General features: G+C 65.1%; 14 protein-coding genes. 8 read left to right on the forward strand and 6 right to left on the reverse strand.

Annotation, left to right across the window (positions count from 1 at the left end; all coding sequences use genetic code 11):
• Position 1: 1 nt before the first annotated feature.
• The 3 genes from topA (at position 2) to OMP44_RS00295 (ending at position 3,552) form a co-directional block, all read left to right on the forward strand.
• Positions 2-2,608, forward strand: coding sequence for a type I DNA topoisomerase (topA, locus tag OMP44_RS00285; RefSeq protein ID WP_280305843.1), 2,607 nt, complete (start codon positions 2-4; stop codon positions 2,606-2,608).
• Between the two features lie 58 nt (positions 2,609-2,666).
• Positions 2,667-3,185, forward strand: a complete 519-nt coding sequence (locus OMP44_RS00290) for a DUF6586 family protein (protein ID WP_280305845.1) — start codon at positions 2,667-2,669, stop codon at positions 3,183-3,185.
• A gap of 130 nt (positions 3,186-3,315) precedes the next feature.
• On the forward strand, positions 3,316-3,552 hold the full coding sequence (locus OMP44_RS00295; RefSeq protein WP_007162387.1) for a hypothetical protein: 237 nt from the start codon (positions 3,316-3,318) through the stop codon (positions 3,550-3,552).
• A 63-nt stretch (positions 3,553-3,615) separates the two neighbouring features.
• Here OMP44_RS00295 and sulA read toward each other — a convergent pair whose 3' ends face one another.
• Both sulA and lexA read right to left on the reverse strand, forming a co-directional pair.
• Positions 3,616-4,116, reverse strand: a complete 501-nt coding sequence (sulA, locus tag OMP44_RS00300) for an SOS-induced cell division inhibitor SulA (RefSeq protein WP_158894147.1) — start codon at positions 4,114-4,116, stop codon at positions 3,616-3,618.
• Between the two features lie 181 nt (positions 4,117-4,297).
• Complete coding sequence (lexA, locus tag OMP44_RS00305; RefSeq protein ID WP_133862797.1) at positions 4,298-4,909, reverse strand: transcriptional repressor LexA; 612 nt, start codon at positions 4,907-4,909, stop codon at positions 4,298-4,300.
• Positions 4,910-5,145: 236 nt separating this feature from the next.
• On the opposite strand from lexA, the gene OMP44_RS00310 reads away from it, so the two are divergent.
• The 3 genes from OMP44_RS00310 to OMP44_RS00320 all read left to right on the forward strand — a co-directional run bounded on the left by OMP44_RS00310 (position 5,146) and on the right by OMP44_RS00320 (position 7,681).
• The gene (locus OMP44_RS00310) at positions 5,146-5,856 is read left to right on the forward strand and encodes a TetR/AcrR family transcriptional regulator (RefSeq protein WP_133862796.1); all 711 of its coding nucleotides are present in this window, start codon (positions 5,146-5,148) and stop codon (positions 5,854-5,856) included.
• A gap of 80 nt (positions 5,857-5,936) precedes the next feature.
• Entirely contained in the window at positions 5,937-6,929 is a 993-nt protein-coding gene (gene nagZ / locus OMP44_RS00315) for a beta-N-acetylhexosaminidase (protein WP_187980111.1), read from the forward strand.
• Between the two features lie 11 nt (positions 6,930-6,940).
• Entirely contained in the window at positions 6,941-7,681 is a 741-nt protein-coding gene (locus tag OMP44_RS00320) for an S-methyl-5'-thioinosine phosphorylase (RefSeq protein ID WP_187980110.1), read from the forward strand.
• Positions 7,682-7,727: 46 nt separating this feature from the next.
• On the opposite strand, the gene mfd is transcribed toward OMP44_RS00320, so the two are convergent.
• Positions 7,728-11,177: a transcription-repair coupling factor gene (gene mfd / locus OMP44_RS00325; RefSeq protein ID WP_280305853.1), complete on the reverse strand. Its 3,450-nt coding sequence runs from the start codon at positions 11,175-11,177 to the stop codon at positions 7,728-7,730.
• A gap of 154 nt (positions 11,178-11,331) precedes the next feature.
• Between mfd and OMP44_RS00330 the strand changes: the two genes are divergently transcribed.
• Both OMP44_RS00330 and sthA read left to right on the forward strand, forming a co-directional pair.
• Entirely contained in the window at positions 11,332-12,774 is a 1,443-nt protein-coding gene (locus OMP44_RS00330) for a glyceraldehyde-3-phosphate dehydrogenase (protein ID WP_273862950.1), read from the forward strand.
• A gap of 210 nt (positions 12,775-12,984) precedes the next feature.
• Entirely contained in the window at positions 12,985-14,379 is a 1,395-nt protein-coding gene (sthA, locus tag OMP44_RS00335; protein ID WP_133862791.1) for a Si-specific NAD(P)(+) transhydrogenase, read from the forward strand.
• Between the two features lie 305 nt (positions 14,380-14,684).
• On the opposite strand, the gene OMP44_RS00340 is transcribed toward sthA, so the two are convergent.
• Genes OMP44_RS00340 through OMP44_RS00350 form a run of 3 tightly spaced genes read right to left on the reverse strand, consistent with a single transcriptional unit; the run spans position 14,685 to position 16,248 of the window.
• Positions 14,685-15,401, reverse strand: a complete 717-nt coding sequence (locus tag OMP44_RS00340; protein ID WP_133862790.1) for a glycerophosphodiester phosphodiesterase — start codon at positions 15,399-15,401, stop codon at positions 14,685-14,687.
• Between the two features lie 8 nt (positions 15,402-15,409).
• A complete protein-coding gene (locus tag OMP44_RS00345; protein ID WP_273862949.1) occupies positions 15,410-15,700 on the reverse strand; it encodes a phosphodiesterase in 291 nt (96 codons plus the stop codon).
• Positions 15,697-16,248: a PilZ domain-containing protein gene (locus OMP44_RS00350; protein ID WP_280305857.1), complete on the reverse strand. Its 552-nt coding sequence runs from the start codon at positions 16,246-16,248 to the stop codon at positions 15,697-15,699. Before OMP44_RS00350 ends, OMP44_RS00345 begins: the two co-directional genes overlap by 4 nt.
• Between the last annotated feature and the right edge of the window lie 9 nt (positions 16,249-16,257).

A 16,257-nucleotide genomic window follows, 5' to 3' on the forward strand; every position in this document is an offset into this window, starting at 1 on the left:
CATGGGTAAATCGCTGGTCATCGTGGAATCCCCGGCCAAGGCCAAGACCATCAACAAGTACCTGGGTAACCAGTACGTGGTGAAGTCGAGCATCGGCCATATCCGCGACCTTCCCACCAGCGGCGCCGGCACCGCCAAGGAGCCCGCCGCCAAGACGCGCAAGACCGCCGCCGAGGCGCCCGCGCTGTCACCCAAGGAAAAGGCCCGGCGCCAGCTCTTCACCCGCATGGGCGTCGACCCCGAACACGGCTGGAAGGCGCACTACGAGATCCTGCCCGGCAAGGAAAAGGTGATCGAGGAACTGCGCCGCCTGGCCAAGGACGCCGACACCGTCTATCTCGCGACCGACTTGGACCGCGAAGGGGAGGCCATCGCCTGGCACCTGCGGGAAGCCATCGGCGGCGACGACTCGCGCTACAAGCGCGTGGTCTTCAACGAAATTACCAAGAAGGCCATCCAGGAGGCCTTCTCCCGGCCCGGCGAACTGGACATCAATCGCGTCAACGCCCAGCAGGCGCGCCGCTTCCTTGACCGCGTGGTCGGCTATATGGTCTCGCCGCTGCTGTGGTCGAAGATTGCCCGCGGCCTGTCCGCCGGTCGGGTGCAGTCCGTCGCGGTCAAGCTGGTGGTGGAGCGTGAGCGCGAGATCCGCGCCTTCGTCCCCGAGGAATACTGGGAAATCCACGCCGACCTGGCCACGCCGAAAAAGGCCCAGGTGCGCTTCGAAGTGGTGCGCGAGAAGGGTGAAGCCTTCAAGCCGCTGAACGAAGCCCAGGCCAGGGCCGCCCTGACCAAGCTGGAGAAGGCTGCCTATCGCATCGCCAAGCGCGAAGACAAGCCGACCAGCAGCCGGCCCTCGGCACCCTTCATCACCTCCACCCTGCAGCAGGCCGCGAGCAATCGCCTGGGCTTCGGGGTGAAGAAGACCATGATGATGGCCCAGCGTCTCTATGAGGCCGGCTACATCACCTACATGCGTACCGACTCGACCAACCTGTCGGGCGATGCCATCGCCATGGCCCGCGGTTACATCGAGAGCGAATTCGGCAAGCAGTACCTGCCGGAAAAAGCCAATGTCTACGGCAGCCGCGAAGGCGCCCAGGAAGCGCACGAGGCCATCCGCCCATCCGACATTAACGTCAAGCCCAACAGCCTGTCGGGCATGGAGCGTGATGCCGAGCGTCTGTACGAACTGATCTGGCGCCAGTTCCTGGCCTGCCAGATGCCCCCAGCCGAATACCTGTCCACCACCGTGACTGCCGCGGCGGGTGACTTCGAGCTGCGTGCCCGTGGCCGCATCCTCAAGTTCGACGGCTATACCCGGGTCCTGCCGCAGCAGAGCAAGCCGGGCGACGATGACGTCCTGCCCGAGATGAAGCAGGGCGAGGACCTCGGCCTGGTCAAGCTCGATCCGAGCCAGCACTTCACCAAGCCGCCGGCCCGCTTCTCCGAAGCCAGCCTGGTCAAGGAGCTGGAGAAGCGCGGCATCGGCCGGCCGTCGACCTATGCCGCCATCATTTCCACCATTCAGGATCGCGGCTACGTGACGGTGCACAATCGCCGTTTCTATGCCGAGAAGATGGGCGACATCGTTACCGACCGGTTGAACGAAAGCTTCGCCAACCTGATGGACTTCAGCTTCACCGCCAACATGGAAGGCAATCTGGACAACGTCGCCCAGGGCGAACGGGACTGGAAGAATCTGCTCGACGAATTCTATGGGGATTTCAAGCAGAAGCTGGAATACGCCGAAGCGGGTGAGAAGGGCATGCGCGCCAATCAGCCGACCCTGACGGACATTCCCTGCCAGCTCTGCGGCCGGCCGATGATGATCCGTACCGCCTCCACTGGCGTCTTCCTGGGCTGCTCCGGTTACGCCCTGCCGCCCAAGGAACGCTGCAAGGCCACGATCAACCTGGTGCCCGGCGACGAGATCGCTGAAGACGACGAGGGCGAGTCCGAATCTCTGGTCCTGCGTGGCAAGCATCGCTGCCCCATCTGCAGCACCGCGATGGATGCCTATCTGATCGACGAGCACCGCAAGCTGCACGTCTGCGGCAACAACCCTGATTGCCCCGGCTACGAGATCGAGGAAGGCAGCTATCGCATCAAGGGCTACGAAGGCCCGTCGCTGGAATGCGACAAGTGCGGCAGCGAGATGCAGCTCAAGACCGGCCGCTTCGGCAAGTTCTTCGGCTGTACCAACCCGGCCTGCAAGAACACCCGCAAGCTGCTCAAGAACGGTGAGCCGGCGCCGCCGAAGATGGACGCCGTACCCATGCCGGAGCTGCGTTGCGAAAAGGTCGACGACACCTATGTGTTGCGTGATGGCGCTTCGGGTCTGTTCCTGGCCGCCAGCGGCTTCCCGAAGAATCGCGAAACCCGTGCGCCGTTGGTCAGCGAATTGCTGCCCCATCGCGACGAGATCGATCCCAAGTACCATTATCTGCTCAGTGCTCCGGTGAAGGATGACGAGGGTCGCCCGGCGGTGATCCGCTTCAGCCGCAAGACCAAGGAGCAGTACGTGCAGACCGAGGTCGAGGGCAAGCCCACCGGCTGGAAGGCCTTCTACGACGGCAAGAAGTGGCAGGTCGAAGAGAAGCGCTAGGGCCTCTGGCTTCGGCGCGAGACAGGCGGTCGGCGTGAGCCGGCCCGAGGAGAAGGGCATGGCCAACGAGCGTTACACCCGCACCAACCAGAAGCTCTATTTCGCCGGTCTGGCGCTGGACAGCTGGCGCTCGGCTCAGGCGGCACCTTCCGCGCAAAGCCAGGGCCGCATCATGGCCGAGCGCGAGGCCTGCCTGTTTCATCTGCATGGAGCCCTGCTGGGCCTCTGTCAGGAAGTGGCGGGTTTCTACCGTCATCCCACCATGGAGGCCACATCGCTCGCCATCCTGCTCTCACCCGAAGCCTTGAACGAAGCGCCCAGTCCGGAAATGGGTGAGCTGGTGGAGCTGGCTGGCAATTCGGAGACCTGGCTGGCACGGCTGATCGCCGAATACCAGCGGCTGCTGCAGCCGCCCCAGGCGCCACGACGGCCCAAGCAGGACCCGACGCTGGCCCTGATCGAGGCGGTCAGCCTTGAACCGGCCGAGCCGGAGCTGGGTCTTGAAGAAGTGGAAGCCTGGCGCGAAAGCCTCAAGCAGACGGCGCTCAGATTCCGCGGTGCCATGACCGAGTGGTAGACCCGTTCCATTGGCAACTCATCCAAGGCCGTCAGGATGCTGGCCTTGCAGACCGTCGAAAAAGGCTCAGGCAAGTCGGCCTCTCAGACCCCACGCTGTTACACTATCCGCTTAGCTGTGGAGATACTGAATGACTACTGCCTACCTGGAAATCGTTGAACTCTCCGATGGTCGCATCGTGTTGCGCCGTGCGGACGACGAGGAAGCCCTCGTTACCCTTGAGTTTTCCAGCGATGCCAAGGATTTCCTGCATGGACAGCAGATAGAGGTGGCCAAGGCCATGTTCAACCTGGGCGTGCAGATGGCGGGTCGCCTGGCGGAAGGCGACAGTCTTCAGCGTGACGATCAACCCCGCGTCCTGCACTGACTCTCCGCCCGATCCGGCATTCCTCGCGGGAATGCCGCCGCTACATCCCTTTCTGCCTGCTGCCTACGCGAATCTGACGTTCAGACTCTGGCTGTTGCCCTGGGCCGCGGCGCGTGCCAGTTGCTGCTTGCCCGCATCGCTCAGGTCGTGCAGCCAACTGATCACCGTATGACTCTGTCCCTTGCGCAACACCTCGCAGGCCAGTTGCAGGGTCTTGGCCGCGCTCGGCGTCTGCAGCAGCAGCACGCGCTCCGGATTCAGATGGGTACTGCGCAGCCAGGCGTTGCTGAGCAGCGACGGTGGCGTGACCAGGGTCAGCCAGCGGGCATCGTCCTTGTCGCTCAGCTGGCGCAGGATGGGAGCCAGCAATTGCAGGCACTGCTCCTGGCTACCGTGCAGGGACATCTCGCTGAAAGTGTCCGGCAGTGGGGCGGCCGGCAGCTCTCGTGCCGGCCTGCCAGGCTTGGGCAGAAAGGCGGTCAGCTCCTGCAGCAGGAGCTCGGGTGCCAGATCCAGCTCTTGAACGGACGAGCGAGGTGCATCGAACATCAGGGGAAATTGCATGGCGACCTCCTGGAGGCGACTCGATCAAATCCACTTGAGGTCATGTACCACGGATACATGACGTCACTGTGCTCAGCCTGGTCTTGAACGCTTTCCGGAGCGCGAACAGATATCCCCGATCAAGACTTCGGCGTAAGGCAAAAGGCGTGATTAAGGCTGGCCCGAGGGCCAGCCTTAGACGTTAGCGGCGGATGACGCCAACGCTTAACCCTTCGATGGCGAATTCCTGGGTGGAAAGATCGACTTCGATAGGGGCGAACTCGGGATTCTCTGCCAGCAGGGTGACCTGGTTGCCCGAGCGCTTGAATCTCTTCACGGTAACCTCGTCGCCCACCCGGGCCACGACGATCTGGCCATTGTGCACCTCACGGGTCACATGGACGGCCAGGAGGTCGCCATCGAGGATGCCGACGTCTCTCATGCTCATGCCCTTTACCTTGAGCAGGTAGTCGGCACGGGGCTGGAAGAAAGCCGGATTGATGGCGCAGTTCTCTTCGACGTTCTGTTCGGCCAGGATGGGCGCGCCCGCAGCAACCCGACCGATGACCGGCAGGCTCTCGTCGGCTTTGCGCGTGGCATCCAGACCCGGAATGCGGATGCCCCGAGAGGCGCCCGGCGTCATCTCGATGGCGCCCTTGCGTGCCAGGGCCTTGAGGTGCTCCTCGGCCGCGTTCGGTGATTTGAAACCAAGCTCCTGCGCGATCTCCGCGCGGGTAGGCGGAAAGCCATTGGCTTCGAGGCAACGCTTGATGAAGGCCAGGATCTCGGCTTGTCGCGGTGTCAGTTTCAGCATGATGCACGTCGCGTCGTCTAATGATGCTGTGATTATATACAGTAACTCCGGGTGCTAGGCAAGGCCGCTGCCCCTGGCTTCGGACGACAGGCCGAATTCACTGTAGATAGCGTTCAAATGACGGAATGACGTACCTTCCAGGGCTTCGCATGGCTGTTCGCAGACCAGCCCGCGATTGACTTCGGTAGCGTTTGAAACATATGTTTCAAACGGAAATTCATCTATCGGGGAAGGTCATGGCGCAGTCGGATACCGTTGAACGCATTCTGGATGCGGCCGAGCAGCTGTTCGCCGAGCGCGGCTTTGCCGAAACCTCGTTGCGACTCATCACCACGCGAGCTGGGGTCAACCTGGCCGCGGTCAACTATCACTTCGGCTCGAAGAAGGCCCTGATCCAGGCGGTGTTCTCGCGCTTCCTCGATCCCTTCTGCTTCAACCTGGAGCGGGACCTCGATCAGTGGCAGCCGAAGCATGGCGAGGACGTGAGCCTGGAGGCGCTGTTGAATCTGCTGGTGGATCACTCCCTGGCCATAAAGCCGCGGCATGGCAATGACCTCTCGGTGTTCATGCGTCTGCTGGGCCTGGCCTTCAGCCAGAGCCAGGGCCACCTGCGCAAGTACCTGGAACAGACCTACGGCCGCGCCTTCCGCCGCTTCCTGCTGCTGGTGAATCGAGCCGTGCCCGAGATCCCGCCGCTGGAGCTGTTCTGGCGCGCCCACTTCATGCTGGGCGCGGCGGTGTTCAGCATGTCCGGCATCAAGGCGCTGCGGGCGATCGGCGAAAACGATTTCGGCGTCGATACCCATACCGATCAGGTACTGCGACTCATGGTGCCCTTCCTCGCCAGCGGAATGCGCGCCCCCACGGCGATGCACGCGCCGGAGCTGGCCCAGGCGCAGTATCGGCCACGGCGGCCGGTGGTCGCGGAGACGGCCGAGAGCTACTAGGCTGCGAGGCCGGCGGTGCCTGGGGTAAGCTTGCGTCCCTTTCACGGCGCCGTGCGCCGGAGCATTCGGACGAGGTACCCATGCAAGGCTCCCTGATGGTCGATATCGCTGGCACCTGGCTCACCGCCGAGGATCGCCAGCTGCTGCGCCAGCCGGAGGTGGGCGGGCTGATCCTGTTCGCCCGCAACATCGAAACCCCGGGGCAGGTACGGGAACTGTGCCGTGCCATTCGCGCGGTGCGACCAGAATTGCTGCTGGCCGTGGACCAGGAAGGCGGTCGCGTGCAGCGCCTGCGCCGCGACGTGGTGCGGTTGCCGGCCATGGGGCAGCTGGGCGGGCGCGCGGACAGCGCGGAACTCGCCCGCCTCTGCGGCTGGCTGATGGCGACCGAGATCCTGGCGGTAGGGCTGGACTTCAGTTTCGCCCCGGTGCTGGACGTCGACCATGGGCGCAGCCAGGTCATCGGCGCCCGTTCCTTCGGCAGTGCCGACCAGGTGATCGAGCTGGGCAGTGCCTTCATCGCGGGCATGGGCGACGCCGGTATGGCCGCCACCGGCAAGCACTTCCCCGGCCACGGCTGGGCCGAAGCCGACTCCCACTATGCCATTCCCACCGACGAGCGCGATCTGGACACCCTGTTGCGCACCGACCTGCGCCCGTTCCAGGCTCTCTTGCCGACCTTGGGAGCGGTGATGCCCGCTCACGTCATCTATCCAGCGGTGGATCCCCAGCCGGCCGGCTTTTCCCGCCGTTGGCTGCAGGACATCCTGCGCGGCGAGCTGGATTACCGGGGCGTGATCTTCAGCGACGACCTGTCGATGGCGGGTGCCCACGTCGCGGGCGATGCCGGCCAGCGCGTCGAGGCGGCGCTCACCGCCGGCTGCGACATGGGGCTGGTGTGCAATGACCGCGCAGCGGCCGAGCTGGCCCTGACCCGGGTGCAGCAGCTGGGCGTCTCGCCCGCGCCACGACTGGCCAGCATGAGAGCCCGCCGCCTCGTCGATCTCGATTACCGCCAGCAACCGCAGTGGAGTCTTGCCCTGCGGCGGTTGCGCCAGGCTGAACTCATCTAAAGGACGTTTCCATGACTACCTACGCCATCATCGGCGGCACCGGTCTCACCGCGCTCGCCGGCCTGGAGCTGGACCAGGCCCAGACCTTCGAGACGCCCTGGGGTGCGCCCTCGGCGCCCGTGCAGCGCGGCCACTATGCCGGCCTACCGGTGCTGTTCCTGGCCCGCCATGGCCATCCGCACCGCATTCCGCCGCACCAGGTCAACTACCGCGCCAATCTCTGGGCGCTCAGGGAAGCCGGCGCCGAGGCCATCGTCGCGGTGAATGCCGTGGGTGGCATCCATGCCGCCATGGGCAGTGGCCATCTGTGCGTGCCCCACCAGCTGGTGGACTACACCTGGGGGCGCGGCCATACCTTCTTCGAGGGCGCGGACCTTGCGCATGTCACCCACATCGACTTCAGCTTTCCCTACGACGAGCCCCTGCGCCAGCAGCTGCTGAATGCGCTGCGCAAGCTGCAGCTGCCGCACAGCGACCATGGCGTCTATGCCGCCACCCAGGGGCCACGTCTGGAAACGGCAGGAGAGATCGTCCGGCTGGAACGCGACGGCTGCGACATCGTCGGCATGACCGGGATGCCGGAAGCGGCCCTGGCGCGCGAACTGGGCCTGCCCTATGCCTGTCTGGCGCTGGTGGTGAATCCGGCGGCCGGCAAGGTGCAGCGGGAAATCACCATGGCCGAGATCGAAGCGGTCCTGGCCAGCGGCATCGACGAGGTGCGGCAGGTGCTGGCCGAGGTGCTGACGGGCTGATAGCGACCGAGCCGCTCCCGGGGATACCCGGCGAGCGGCTCTTCGATCAGCTGGCGGCGGGCGTCAGGCGATCGAACAGGGCTTCTAGGACGTTGAAGCGCTCTTCCGCCCGCTCCATCGGTACCTGGAATTTGAACAGGGTCGCGCCCTCCAGCCGATACTTCTTCGGCTGCGCCTGGATCATCTTCACCAGCACCAGTGGATCCACCTGGGTATCGGCGGCGAATTCCAGCCGCCCGCCCTGGGGGCCCGCATCCACCTTGACGATGCCCAAGCCTTCCGCGCGCAGCTTGAGCAGCGTCAGGCGCACCAGATTTTTGGTCGGTTCCGGCAGGAGTCCGAAGCGATCGATCATCTCCACCTGCAATTCCTTGAGAGCGTCTTCGTCCGCTGCCGAGGCGATGCGCTTGTAGAGGATCAGCCGCGCATGGACATCGGGCAGGTAGTCTTCCGGGATCAGCGCGGGGACGCGCATGTTGATGTCCGGACCGCCCCCCAGGGGCTTTTCTAGGTTGGGCTGCTCGCCTTTACGGATGGCCTTGACCGCGCGCTCCAGCATTTCCATGTAGAGGGTGAAACCCACCGCCTGGATCTGTCCGCTCTGGCCTTCGCCGAGCAGCTCGCCGGCGCCACGGATTTCCAGGTCGTGGGTCGCCAGGATGAAGCCGGCCCCCAGGTCCTGGGCGCCGGCAATGGCTTCCAGGCGCTTTTCGGCATCCGGCGTCATGCCCTTGCGGGGCGGCGTGAGCAGGTAGGCGTAGGCCTGGTGGTGACTGCGCCCGACCCGGCCGCGCAGCTGGTGCAGCTGGGCCAGGCCGAACTTGTCGGCGCGCTCGATGATGATGGTGTTGGCATTGGGCACGTCGATGCCGGTCTCGATGATGGTCGAGGCCACCAGCACGTTGAATCTCTTGTGGTAGAAGTCGCTCATCACCTGTTCGAGATCGCGTTCGCGCATCTGCCCGTGGCCGATGCCGACGCGGGCCTCGGGCACCAGCTCGGCCAGTTCGCGGGCGCGCTTCTCGATGGTCTTGACCTCGTTGTGCAGGAAGTACACCTGGCCGCCGCGCAGGAGCTCGCGCAGCAGGGCTTCCTTGATCACGGCGTTCTGCTCCTCCATGACGAAGGTGCGCACCGAAAGCCGGCGGGCCGGGGGCGTGGCGATGATGGACAGGTCGCGCATGCCGGCCACGGCCATGTTCAGGGTGCGCGGAATCGGCGTGGCGGTGAGGGTGAGGATGTCCACCTCGCTGCGCAGCGACTTCAGCTGTTCCTTCTGACGCACCCCGAAGCGGTGCTCCTCGTCGATGATGGCCAGGCCCAGGTCCTTGAACTTCACATCGCCCTGCAGCAGCTTGTGGGTGCCGATGATGATGTCGATCTTGCCATCGGCCAGCTCCCGCGCGGCGGCGGCGACTTCCTGGGCCGACTTGAAGCGGCTCATCACCTCGACGCGTACCGGCCAGTCGGCGAAGCGGTCGCGGAAACTGTTGTAGTGCTGCTGGGCGAGGAGGGTGGTGGGGACCAGCACCGCCACCTGGCGACCGCCGTGCACGGCGATGAAGGCTGCGCGCATGGCCACCTCGGTCTTGCCGAAGCCCACGTCGCCGCAGACCAGGCGGTCCATGGGCGTGCCCGCCAGCATGTCCTTGTGCACCGCCTCGATGGCGGCCTGCTGGTCCGGCGTCTCCTCGAAGGGGAAGCCGGCGGAGAAGGTGGCGTAGTCGACGGCCGGGTCCCTGAAGGCATAGCCCTTGCGCGCGGCGCGGCGGGCATAGATGTCGAGCAGTTCGGCGGCCACGTCGCGTACCTGCTCGGCGGCCTTGCGCTTGGCCTTCTGCCAGGTCTCGGAACCCAGCTTGTGCAGGGGCGCCAGGGCATCGTCGGTGCCCGAATAGCGGGCGATCAGGTGCAGGCTGGCCACCGGCACATAGAGCTTGGCGTCGTCGGCGTATTCGAGCAGGAGGAATTCCTGGGGCTGGTCGTCCAGCTCCAGGGTGATCAGGCCCATGTAGCGGCCAACGCCATGGTCGATGTGCACTACCGGCGCGCCTTCGCGCAACTCGGTGAGATTCTTGATGACGTTCTCGCCGGCATCGCGACCCTTCTCGCGGCGGCGGCGCTGCATGATGCGCTGGCCGAACAGCGGATTTTCCGGAATCAGGGCGGCGCCGGCGTCATCCAGCACCAGGCCCTCGTCCAGTGGCGCCAGGGCGATGGCAATGCGCTCGGCGCTGGCCTGGAAGGCCGCCCAGCCCTCGACCTGGCCGGGGCGCAGATTCAGGCGGGCCAGCAACTCCAGCAGCACTTCGCGGCGGCCGGCGCTTTCCGCGGTGAACAGCACCCGGCCGGGGAAGTCGGTGATGAAGTGCTCCAGGGCCGCCAGCGGCTGGCTGGCCTTGGCGTCGATGGCCAGGTCCGGCAGGGCGCGGGCGGCGAAGCGCTCACGGCCCACGCCGGATTCCAGGTCGTCCGCGCCAATGACCACCCGCGGCCAGTTCTTCAGGCGGGCGAAGCAGTCTTCCACCGGCAGGAAGACATCGGCCGGCGGCAGCAGCGGCCGCTCCGGATCGACCCGGCGGTCTTCGTAGCGATTGCGGACATCGGTCCAGAATTGCTCGGCGGCCTGCTCGATGCCGGGCAGGGAAAACACCTGGGTGTTGGCCGGCAGATAGTCGAAGAGGGTCGAGGTTTCATCGAAGAACAGCGGCAGGTAGTACTCGATGCCCGCCGGCGTGATGCCGCTCGCCAGGTCCTGATAGATGGGACAGCGGCGATAGTCCACGTCGAAGCGCTCGCGGAATCGCGCGCGAAAGCCGGTCACGGCTTCTTTATGCAGCGGAAATTCCCGCGCCGGCAGCAGGCGGATGCTGTCGACCTTGTCGATGGATCGCTGCGTTTCCGGATCGAAGGTGCGCAGCGTCTCGATCTCGTCGTCGAACAGGTCGATGCGGTAGGGCAGGTTGCTGCCCATGGGGAAGAGATCGATCAGGGCGCCACGCACGGCGAACTCGCCATGTTCGTACACCGTATCCACATATCTATAGCCGGCTGCTTCCAGCCGTCCGCGGGTGGCTTCCACGTCCAGCCGCTGGCCGACGTCCAGCACCAGGCTGCTGCCGAGCAGGAAACGGGTGGGTGCCAGGCGGTGTAGGGCGGTCGCCAGAGGGACTACCAAAATACCGTGGGAGAGCTCCGGCAGCCTATAAAGAGTCGCGACGCGCTGGGAGATGATGTCCTGATGCGGCGAGAAGACATCGTAGGGCAGCGTCTCCCAATCGGGAAAATTCAGCACCGGCAACTCGGGGGCGAAGAAGCGGAGTTCCTGCTCCAGGCGATCGGCGGTCTGGCTGTCCTGGGTGATCAGCAGGGTGAAGCGGCGAGTCGCGGCCTTGGCGGCTTCAGCGATGGCGAGGGCTAGCGCGGCGCCGGGCAGATTGCCCCACTGCTGGCGGCCGGCGGTTTCAGGAATTGACGGGGTACGCAAAACTGACACGCGGGCGGAACTCCGGTGGATTTCGGGAGGGTTGGGATTGTAACGACCGGCCTTTCGCGCTGTCAGTGCAGCGACGCGCGTCGATTGCCTGGGAGAGGCAGCGCGGTCATAATGTAGTTCCTTTTTTCAGCTCCTACATAGGGAAGGATTTGTCGTGAGTCAGAAGCCTGAGCAGTGCCTTGAAGAATGGATCGATCGCGAAGCGCTCGCCGAGGCCATGATTCCCCTGATTGGTCAGCTGTACCGTAACAACAATGTTGTGACCTCGATTTACGGTCGCGGTTTGGTCAACCGTTCGGTGATCTCCATTCTCAAGGCCCACCGGTTCGCCCGCCAGATCGACAACGTCGAGCTGTCCGTGCAGGACACCTACCCGCTGGTGAAGGCCCTGAGCGAGCTGGAACTGGGCGCCGCCTCCATCGACCTGGCCCGCCTGAGCCTGAAGTTCAAGGCCGAAGCCGCCGGGCGCGACCTCAAGGACTTCCTGCGCAGCGAGCTGTCCGCCGTGGTCGGCAAGCAGGGCGTCGAGCAGCGCAAGGGCAAGGACGTCGTGCTCTACGGCTTCGGTCGTATCGGCCGGCTGCTGGCGCGCATCCTCATCGAGCACCAGGGTAGCGGCGACGGCCTGCGCCTGCGCGCCATCGTCGTGCGCAAGGGCGCCGACAACGACCTGGTCAAGCGTGCCAGCCTGCTGCGTCGCGATTCCGTGCACGGTTCCTTCGACGGCACCATCACCGTCGACGAAGCCAACAGCACCCTGTGCGCCAACGGCACCCTGATCAAGGTGATCTACTCCAACGATCCCACCACCGTCGACTACACCGCGTACGGCATCCAGGATGCCATCGTGGTCGACAACACCGGCAGATGGCGCGATGCCGAAGGCCTGGGCCAGCACCTCAAATGCAAGGGCGTCTCCCGCGTGGTGCTGACCGCACCCGGCAAGGGCAGCCTGAAGAACATCGTGCATGGTATCAACCATGACACCATCACCGCCGAAGACACCATCGTCACCGCGGCCTCCTGCACCACCAACGCCATCGTGCCGATCCTCAAGGCGGTCAACGACAAGTACGGCATCGTCAACGGTCACGTCGAGACCGTGCACTCGTACACCAACGACCAGAACCTGATCGACAACTTCCACAAGGGCGATCGCCGTGGCCGCAGCGCCGCGCTGAACATGGTGATCACCGAGACCGGCGCCGCCAAGGCCGTGGCCAAGGCCCTGCCGGAACTGGCTGGCAAGCTGACCGGCAACGCCATCCGCGTGCCGACGCCCAACGTTTCCATGGCGATCCTCAACCTGAACCTGGAAAACGGCACCAGCAAGGAAGAGATCAACGAGTACCTGCGCGAAATGGCGCTGCACTCGCCGCTGCACAAGCAGATCGATTTCGTGAACTCGCCGGAAGTGGTCTCCAGCGACTTCGTCGGCTCCCGTCATGCGGGCGTGGTCGATGCCGGTGCCACCATCGTCAGCGACAACCGTGTCGTCCTCTATGTCTGGTACGACAACGAGTTCGGTTACAGCTGCCAGGTCGTGCGGGTGCTGGAAGAGATGGCGGGGGTCAATCCGCCGGCCTTCCCGGCCTGAGTCTTGCGCGCTAGGCAAGGCTGACTTGCAAGAAAAAACGGGAGCCCTGGTGGCTCCCGTTTTCGTTTTGACCGGGTTTTGCGCCACAATAGCGGCCCGTGACAAGAGGTCGCAGCCCCCTGGGGGCGATCTCGCGTCGGATCCGGCCTCGCATGAGGTGGTCCGGCTCCAGCCGTCGCCTGCGGACGGCTAACCTTCTGAGGAGAAAGCATGGCGGTCTATAGCTACGACGTGGTGGTACTGGGTTCGGGACCGGCCGGCGAGGGCGCGGCGATGAACGCCGCCAAGAATGGCCGCCGCGTGGCGGTGGTGGACAATCGCCAGGTGGTCGGCGGCAACTGCACCCACCTGGGCACCATTCCCTCCAAGGCCCTGCGCCATTCGGTCAAGCAGATCATCCAGTTCAACACCAACGAGATGTTCCGCTCCATCGGCGAGCCGCGCTGGTTCTCCTTTCCCGACGTGCTGCGCAGCGCCGAGCGGGTGATCGCCCGGCAGGTGTCGTCTCGTACCGGCTACTACGCGCGCAACCGGGTCGACCTGTTCTTCGGCACCGCCAGCTTCGCCGACGACAACACCATCGAGATCGTCAACCTGCGCGGTGACCTGGAGCGCCTGGTGGCCAAGCAGGTCGTCATCGCCACCGGTTCGCGTCCCTATCGCCCGGTGGACGTGGACTTCAGCCATCCGCGCATCTACGACAGCGACACCATCCTGTCGCTGACCCATACCCCGCGCCGGCTGATCATCTACGGTGCCGGGGTGATCGGCAGCGAATACGCCTCCATCTTCAGCGGCCTCGGCGTGCTGGTGGACCTGATCGACAACCGCGACCAGCTACTCAGCTTCCTCGACGACGAAATCTCCGACGCCCTGAGTTATCACCTGCAGAACAACAATGTGCTCATTCGCCACAACGAGGAGTACGAGCGCATCGAAGGCCAGGAAAACGGCGTCGTCCTGCATCTGAAGTCCGGCAAGAAGCTGCGCGCCGATGCCCTGCTGTGGTGTAACGGCCGGACCGGCAATACCGACCAGCTGGGCCTGCAGAACGTGGGCATCTCGGTCAACAGCCGGGGCCAGGTCACCGTCGACGAGAACTACCGGACCTCGGTCGCCAACATCTATGCGGCGGGCGACGTCATCGGCTGGCCAAGCCTGGCCAGTGCCGCCTACGACCAGGGGCGTTCGGCGTCGGACAACATCCTGCACGACAACAATGGGCGGGTGGTCAACGACATCCCCACCGGCATCTACACCATTCCCGAGATCAGTTCGCTGGGCAAGACCGAGCGCGAGCTGACCCAGGAAAAGGTGCCCTACGAGGTTGGCAAGGCCTTCTTCAAGAGCATGGCGCGGGCGCAGATCTCCGGCGAACCGGTGGGCATGCTGAAGATCCTTTTCCACCGCGAGACCCTGCAGGTGCTGGGCGTGCACTGCTTCGGCGACCAGGCGTCGGAAATCCTACACATCGGCCAGGCGATCATGAACCAGGAAGGTGCGGCGAACAGCATCCGCTATTTCGTCAACACCACCTTCAACTACCCGACCATGGCCGAGGCCTACCGGGTGGCGGCCTTCGATGGGTTGAATCGGCTGTTCTGAGTCGGCCTAGGTTGGGCGGACGGAGGCAAATGTCCGCTCGGCTAGCCCCCTCTCCCCTCGGGAGAGGGCTGGGGTGAGGGTACCCCCGTAGCAGCCTCCAGTGGAAAAGGCTGCGCCGTTTTCCACGCTACGGTTCTGCGTCGGCTTATATCGCGGCCATGGCGGTCCGCCGATGCGGCCGCTCCTACGGTAACGTTCGTGCCTGTAGGAGCGGCCCATGGCCGCGATGGCCAGATTTGGCTTTCGTAGGTTGGGTTGAGCGCAGCGAAGCCCAACACGTCCCGGGCTTCGACCTGCGCCAGCGCCTACCCCAACGTCCGTCGTGCCAGGCTCGGGAAGTCGGTGATCAGGCTGTCCGCGCCGAAGTCGGCCAGGCGGCGCATCAGGCTGGCGTCGTTCACCGTCCAGACCGAGACATGCAAGCCCTGGCGCTGGGCCTTGAGCAGCCGCTCCGGGGTGCACAGCGTCCAGTTCAGCGCCAGCAGGTGGCAGTCGTAGTGAGCGGCCACCTTGAGCGGATCCAGCCAGGCGTACTCTGCCACCAGCCCACGCGCCAGATGCGGCGTATCGCGCTGCAGGGCGCGCAGGACCTCGCGCGAGGCGCTGGTCACGGTGATCCTGTCCTGCAGGCCGAATTCCTCGACCAGCTGGGCGATGGCCCTGACGGTCTGCGCCGCCCGCACCCGCGAGGCGCTCTTCACCTCCAGCTGCCAGTGTTCGAAGGCGCACTTCTCGAACAATTCGCGCAGGGTCGGAATGGGGCAGGGGCGTGGCCAGACCGGGCCGCCCTGGCGGGCATCCAGGGCGACCAGATCGGCGACGGCCTTTTCGCTGACCTTGCCGCCTCGCCCGGTGGTACGTTTCAGGGTCGGGTCATGAATCACCACCAGCTCGCCGTCCCGGGAGAGGTGCAGATCCAGTTCGCAGCGCCGGACGCCCAGCTCCAGGCACAGCTCGAAACCGGCCAGGGTATTTTCCGGGGCTTCGCCGCGGGCACCGCGGTGTCCGTAAATGAGGGTCATGGGGGCTCCTAGGGTGACGGGACCGGGCGCCGCGGTTCACGGACCGCGTCCAGCACCCGATCGTTTTCGAAATAGACGCTGAAATCTCTGTAGTCCCAGCGGCGAATCGCCGGGCGTCCGACCGGAGGATGCTCCTGGTCGGGCAGGCCGAAGCGCTCCAGAACCTGGCTGCGACTGTCGCCGCGCAGGGGCAGCGGGGTACTGCCATCGCCCTGCTGGCCCAGCGGGATCTGCAGGGTCTCGGCCCAGCCGGGCAGGGCGGTACCGAGCAGCAGGGCCGCCAGCCAGGGGCGTTTCACGCCTCGTCTCCACGGTCGGCGCGACGTACCCGGGCCTGCTGACGCAGGACATGGCGCGCCAGCAACTGGCGCTGGGCGTCTTCCAGGTCGATGAAGCTGGTGCCGATCTCGTACCTGCCGGCCACGGCCTGGCAACCGGTCACCTCCGCCAGCACCTGCAGGCCCAGGCCCTGGGGCGGCAATGCCATGCGCAGGTCGAGTCGGGTGCCCAGGGTGTAGGGCTCGGCATCGACGAAGGCCAGGCCGCCCTCGGACAGCACCACGTCGCGGGTGGCGCCGCTGTCGTGCAGCAGATTCCAGGTAAAGGCCTGGCCGAGCAGGTCCAGGCGCTTGTTCACCAGGCGCAGGCAGGCGGTAACGGCGCGGTCGCGCTCGTCCAGATTGCGCAGCAGGTGACGGGATTCGAATTCCAGCTGATGCAGTTCGCTCAGGAGTGCGAACAAGGGCGCGGTCTCGCCGGGGACCCCGTCGGCAGGGCTGATTTGCAGTGCGATACGGTCGGTGATGCGATAGTATTCCCGCCGTTCACGCGCGTCTGGGGTGGTCATGTCGGGCCG

The sequence above is a fragment of the Pseudomonas flavocrustae genome (assembly GCF_029872515.1).
GTDB classification, from domain to species: Bacteria; Pseudomonadota; Gammaproteobacteria; order Pseudomonadales; family Pseudomonadaceae; genus Chryseomonas; species Chryseomonas aestiva.

What these genes read in the sequence shown, in the direction of transcription:
- topA (WP_280305843.1), top strand. Translation starts at nt 2, where the DNA reads ATGGGTAAATCGCTGGTCATCGTGGAATCCCCGGCCAAGGCCAAGACC.
- OMP44_RS00290 (WP_280305845.1), top strand. Translation starts at nt 2,667, where the DNA reads ATGGCCAACGAGCGTTACACCCGCACCAACCAGAAGCTCTATTTCGCC.
- OMP44_RS00295 (WP_007162387.1), top strand. Translation starts at nt 3,316, where the DNA reads ATGACTACTGCCTACCTGGAAATCGTTGAACTCTCCGATGGTCGCATC.
- sulA (WP_158894147.1), bottom strand. Translation starts at nt 4,116, where the DNA reads ATGCAATTTCCCCTGATGTTCGATGCACCTCGCTCGTCCGTTCAAGAG.
- lexA (WP_133862797.1), bottom strand. Translation starts at nt 4,909, where the DNA reads ATGCTGAAACTGACACCGCGACAAGCCGAGATCCTGGCCTTCATCAAG.
- OMP44_RS00310 (WP_133862796.1), top strand. Translation starts at nt 5,146, where the DNA reads ATGGCGCAGTCGGATACCGTTGAACGCATTCTGGATGCGGCCGAGCAG.
- nagZ (WP_187980111.1), top strand. Translation starts at nt 5,937, where the DNA reads ATGCAAGGCTCCCTGATGGTCGATATCGCTGGCACCTGGCTCACCGCC.
- OMP44_RS00320 (WP_187980110.1), top strand. Translation starts at nt 6,941, where the DNA reads ATGACTACCTACGCCATCATCGGCGGCACCGGTCTCACCGCGCTCGCC.
- sthA (WP_133862791.1), top strand. Translation starts at nt 12,985, where the DNA reads ATGGCGGTCTATAGCTACGACGTGGTGGTACTGGGTTCGGGACCGGCC.
- OMP44_RS00340 (WP_133862790.1), bottom strand. Translation starts at nt 15,401, where the DNA reads ATGACCCTCATTTACGGACACCGCGGTGCCCGCGGCGAAGCCCCGGAA.
- OMP44_RS00350 (WP_280305857.1), bottom strand. Translation starts at nt 16,248, where the DNA reads ATGACCACCCCAGACGCGCGTGAACGGCGGGAATACTATCGCATCACC.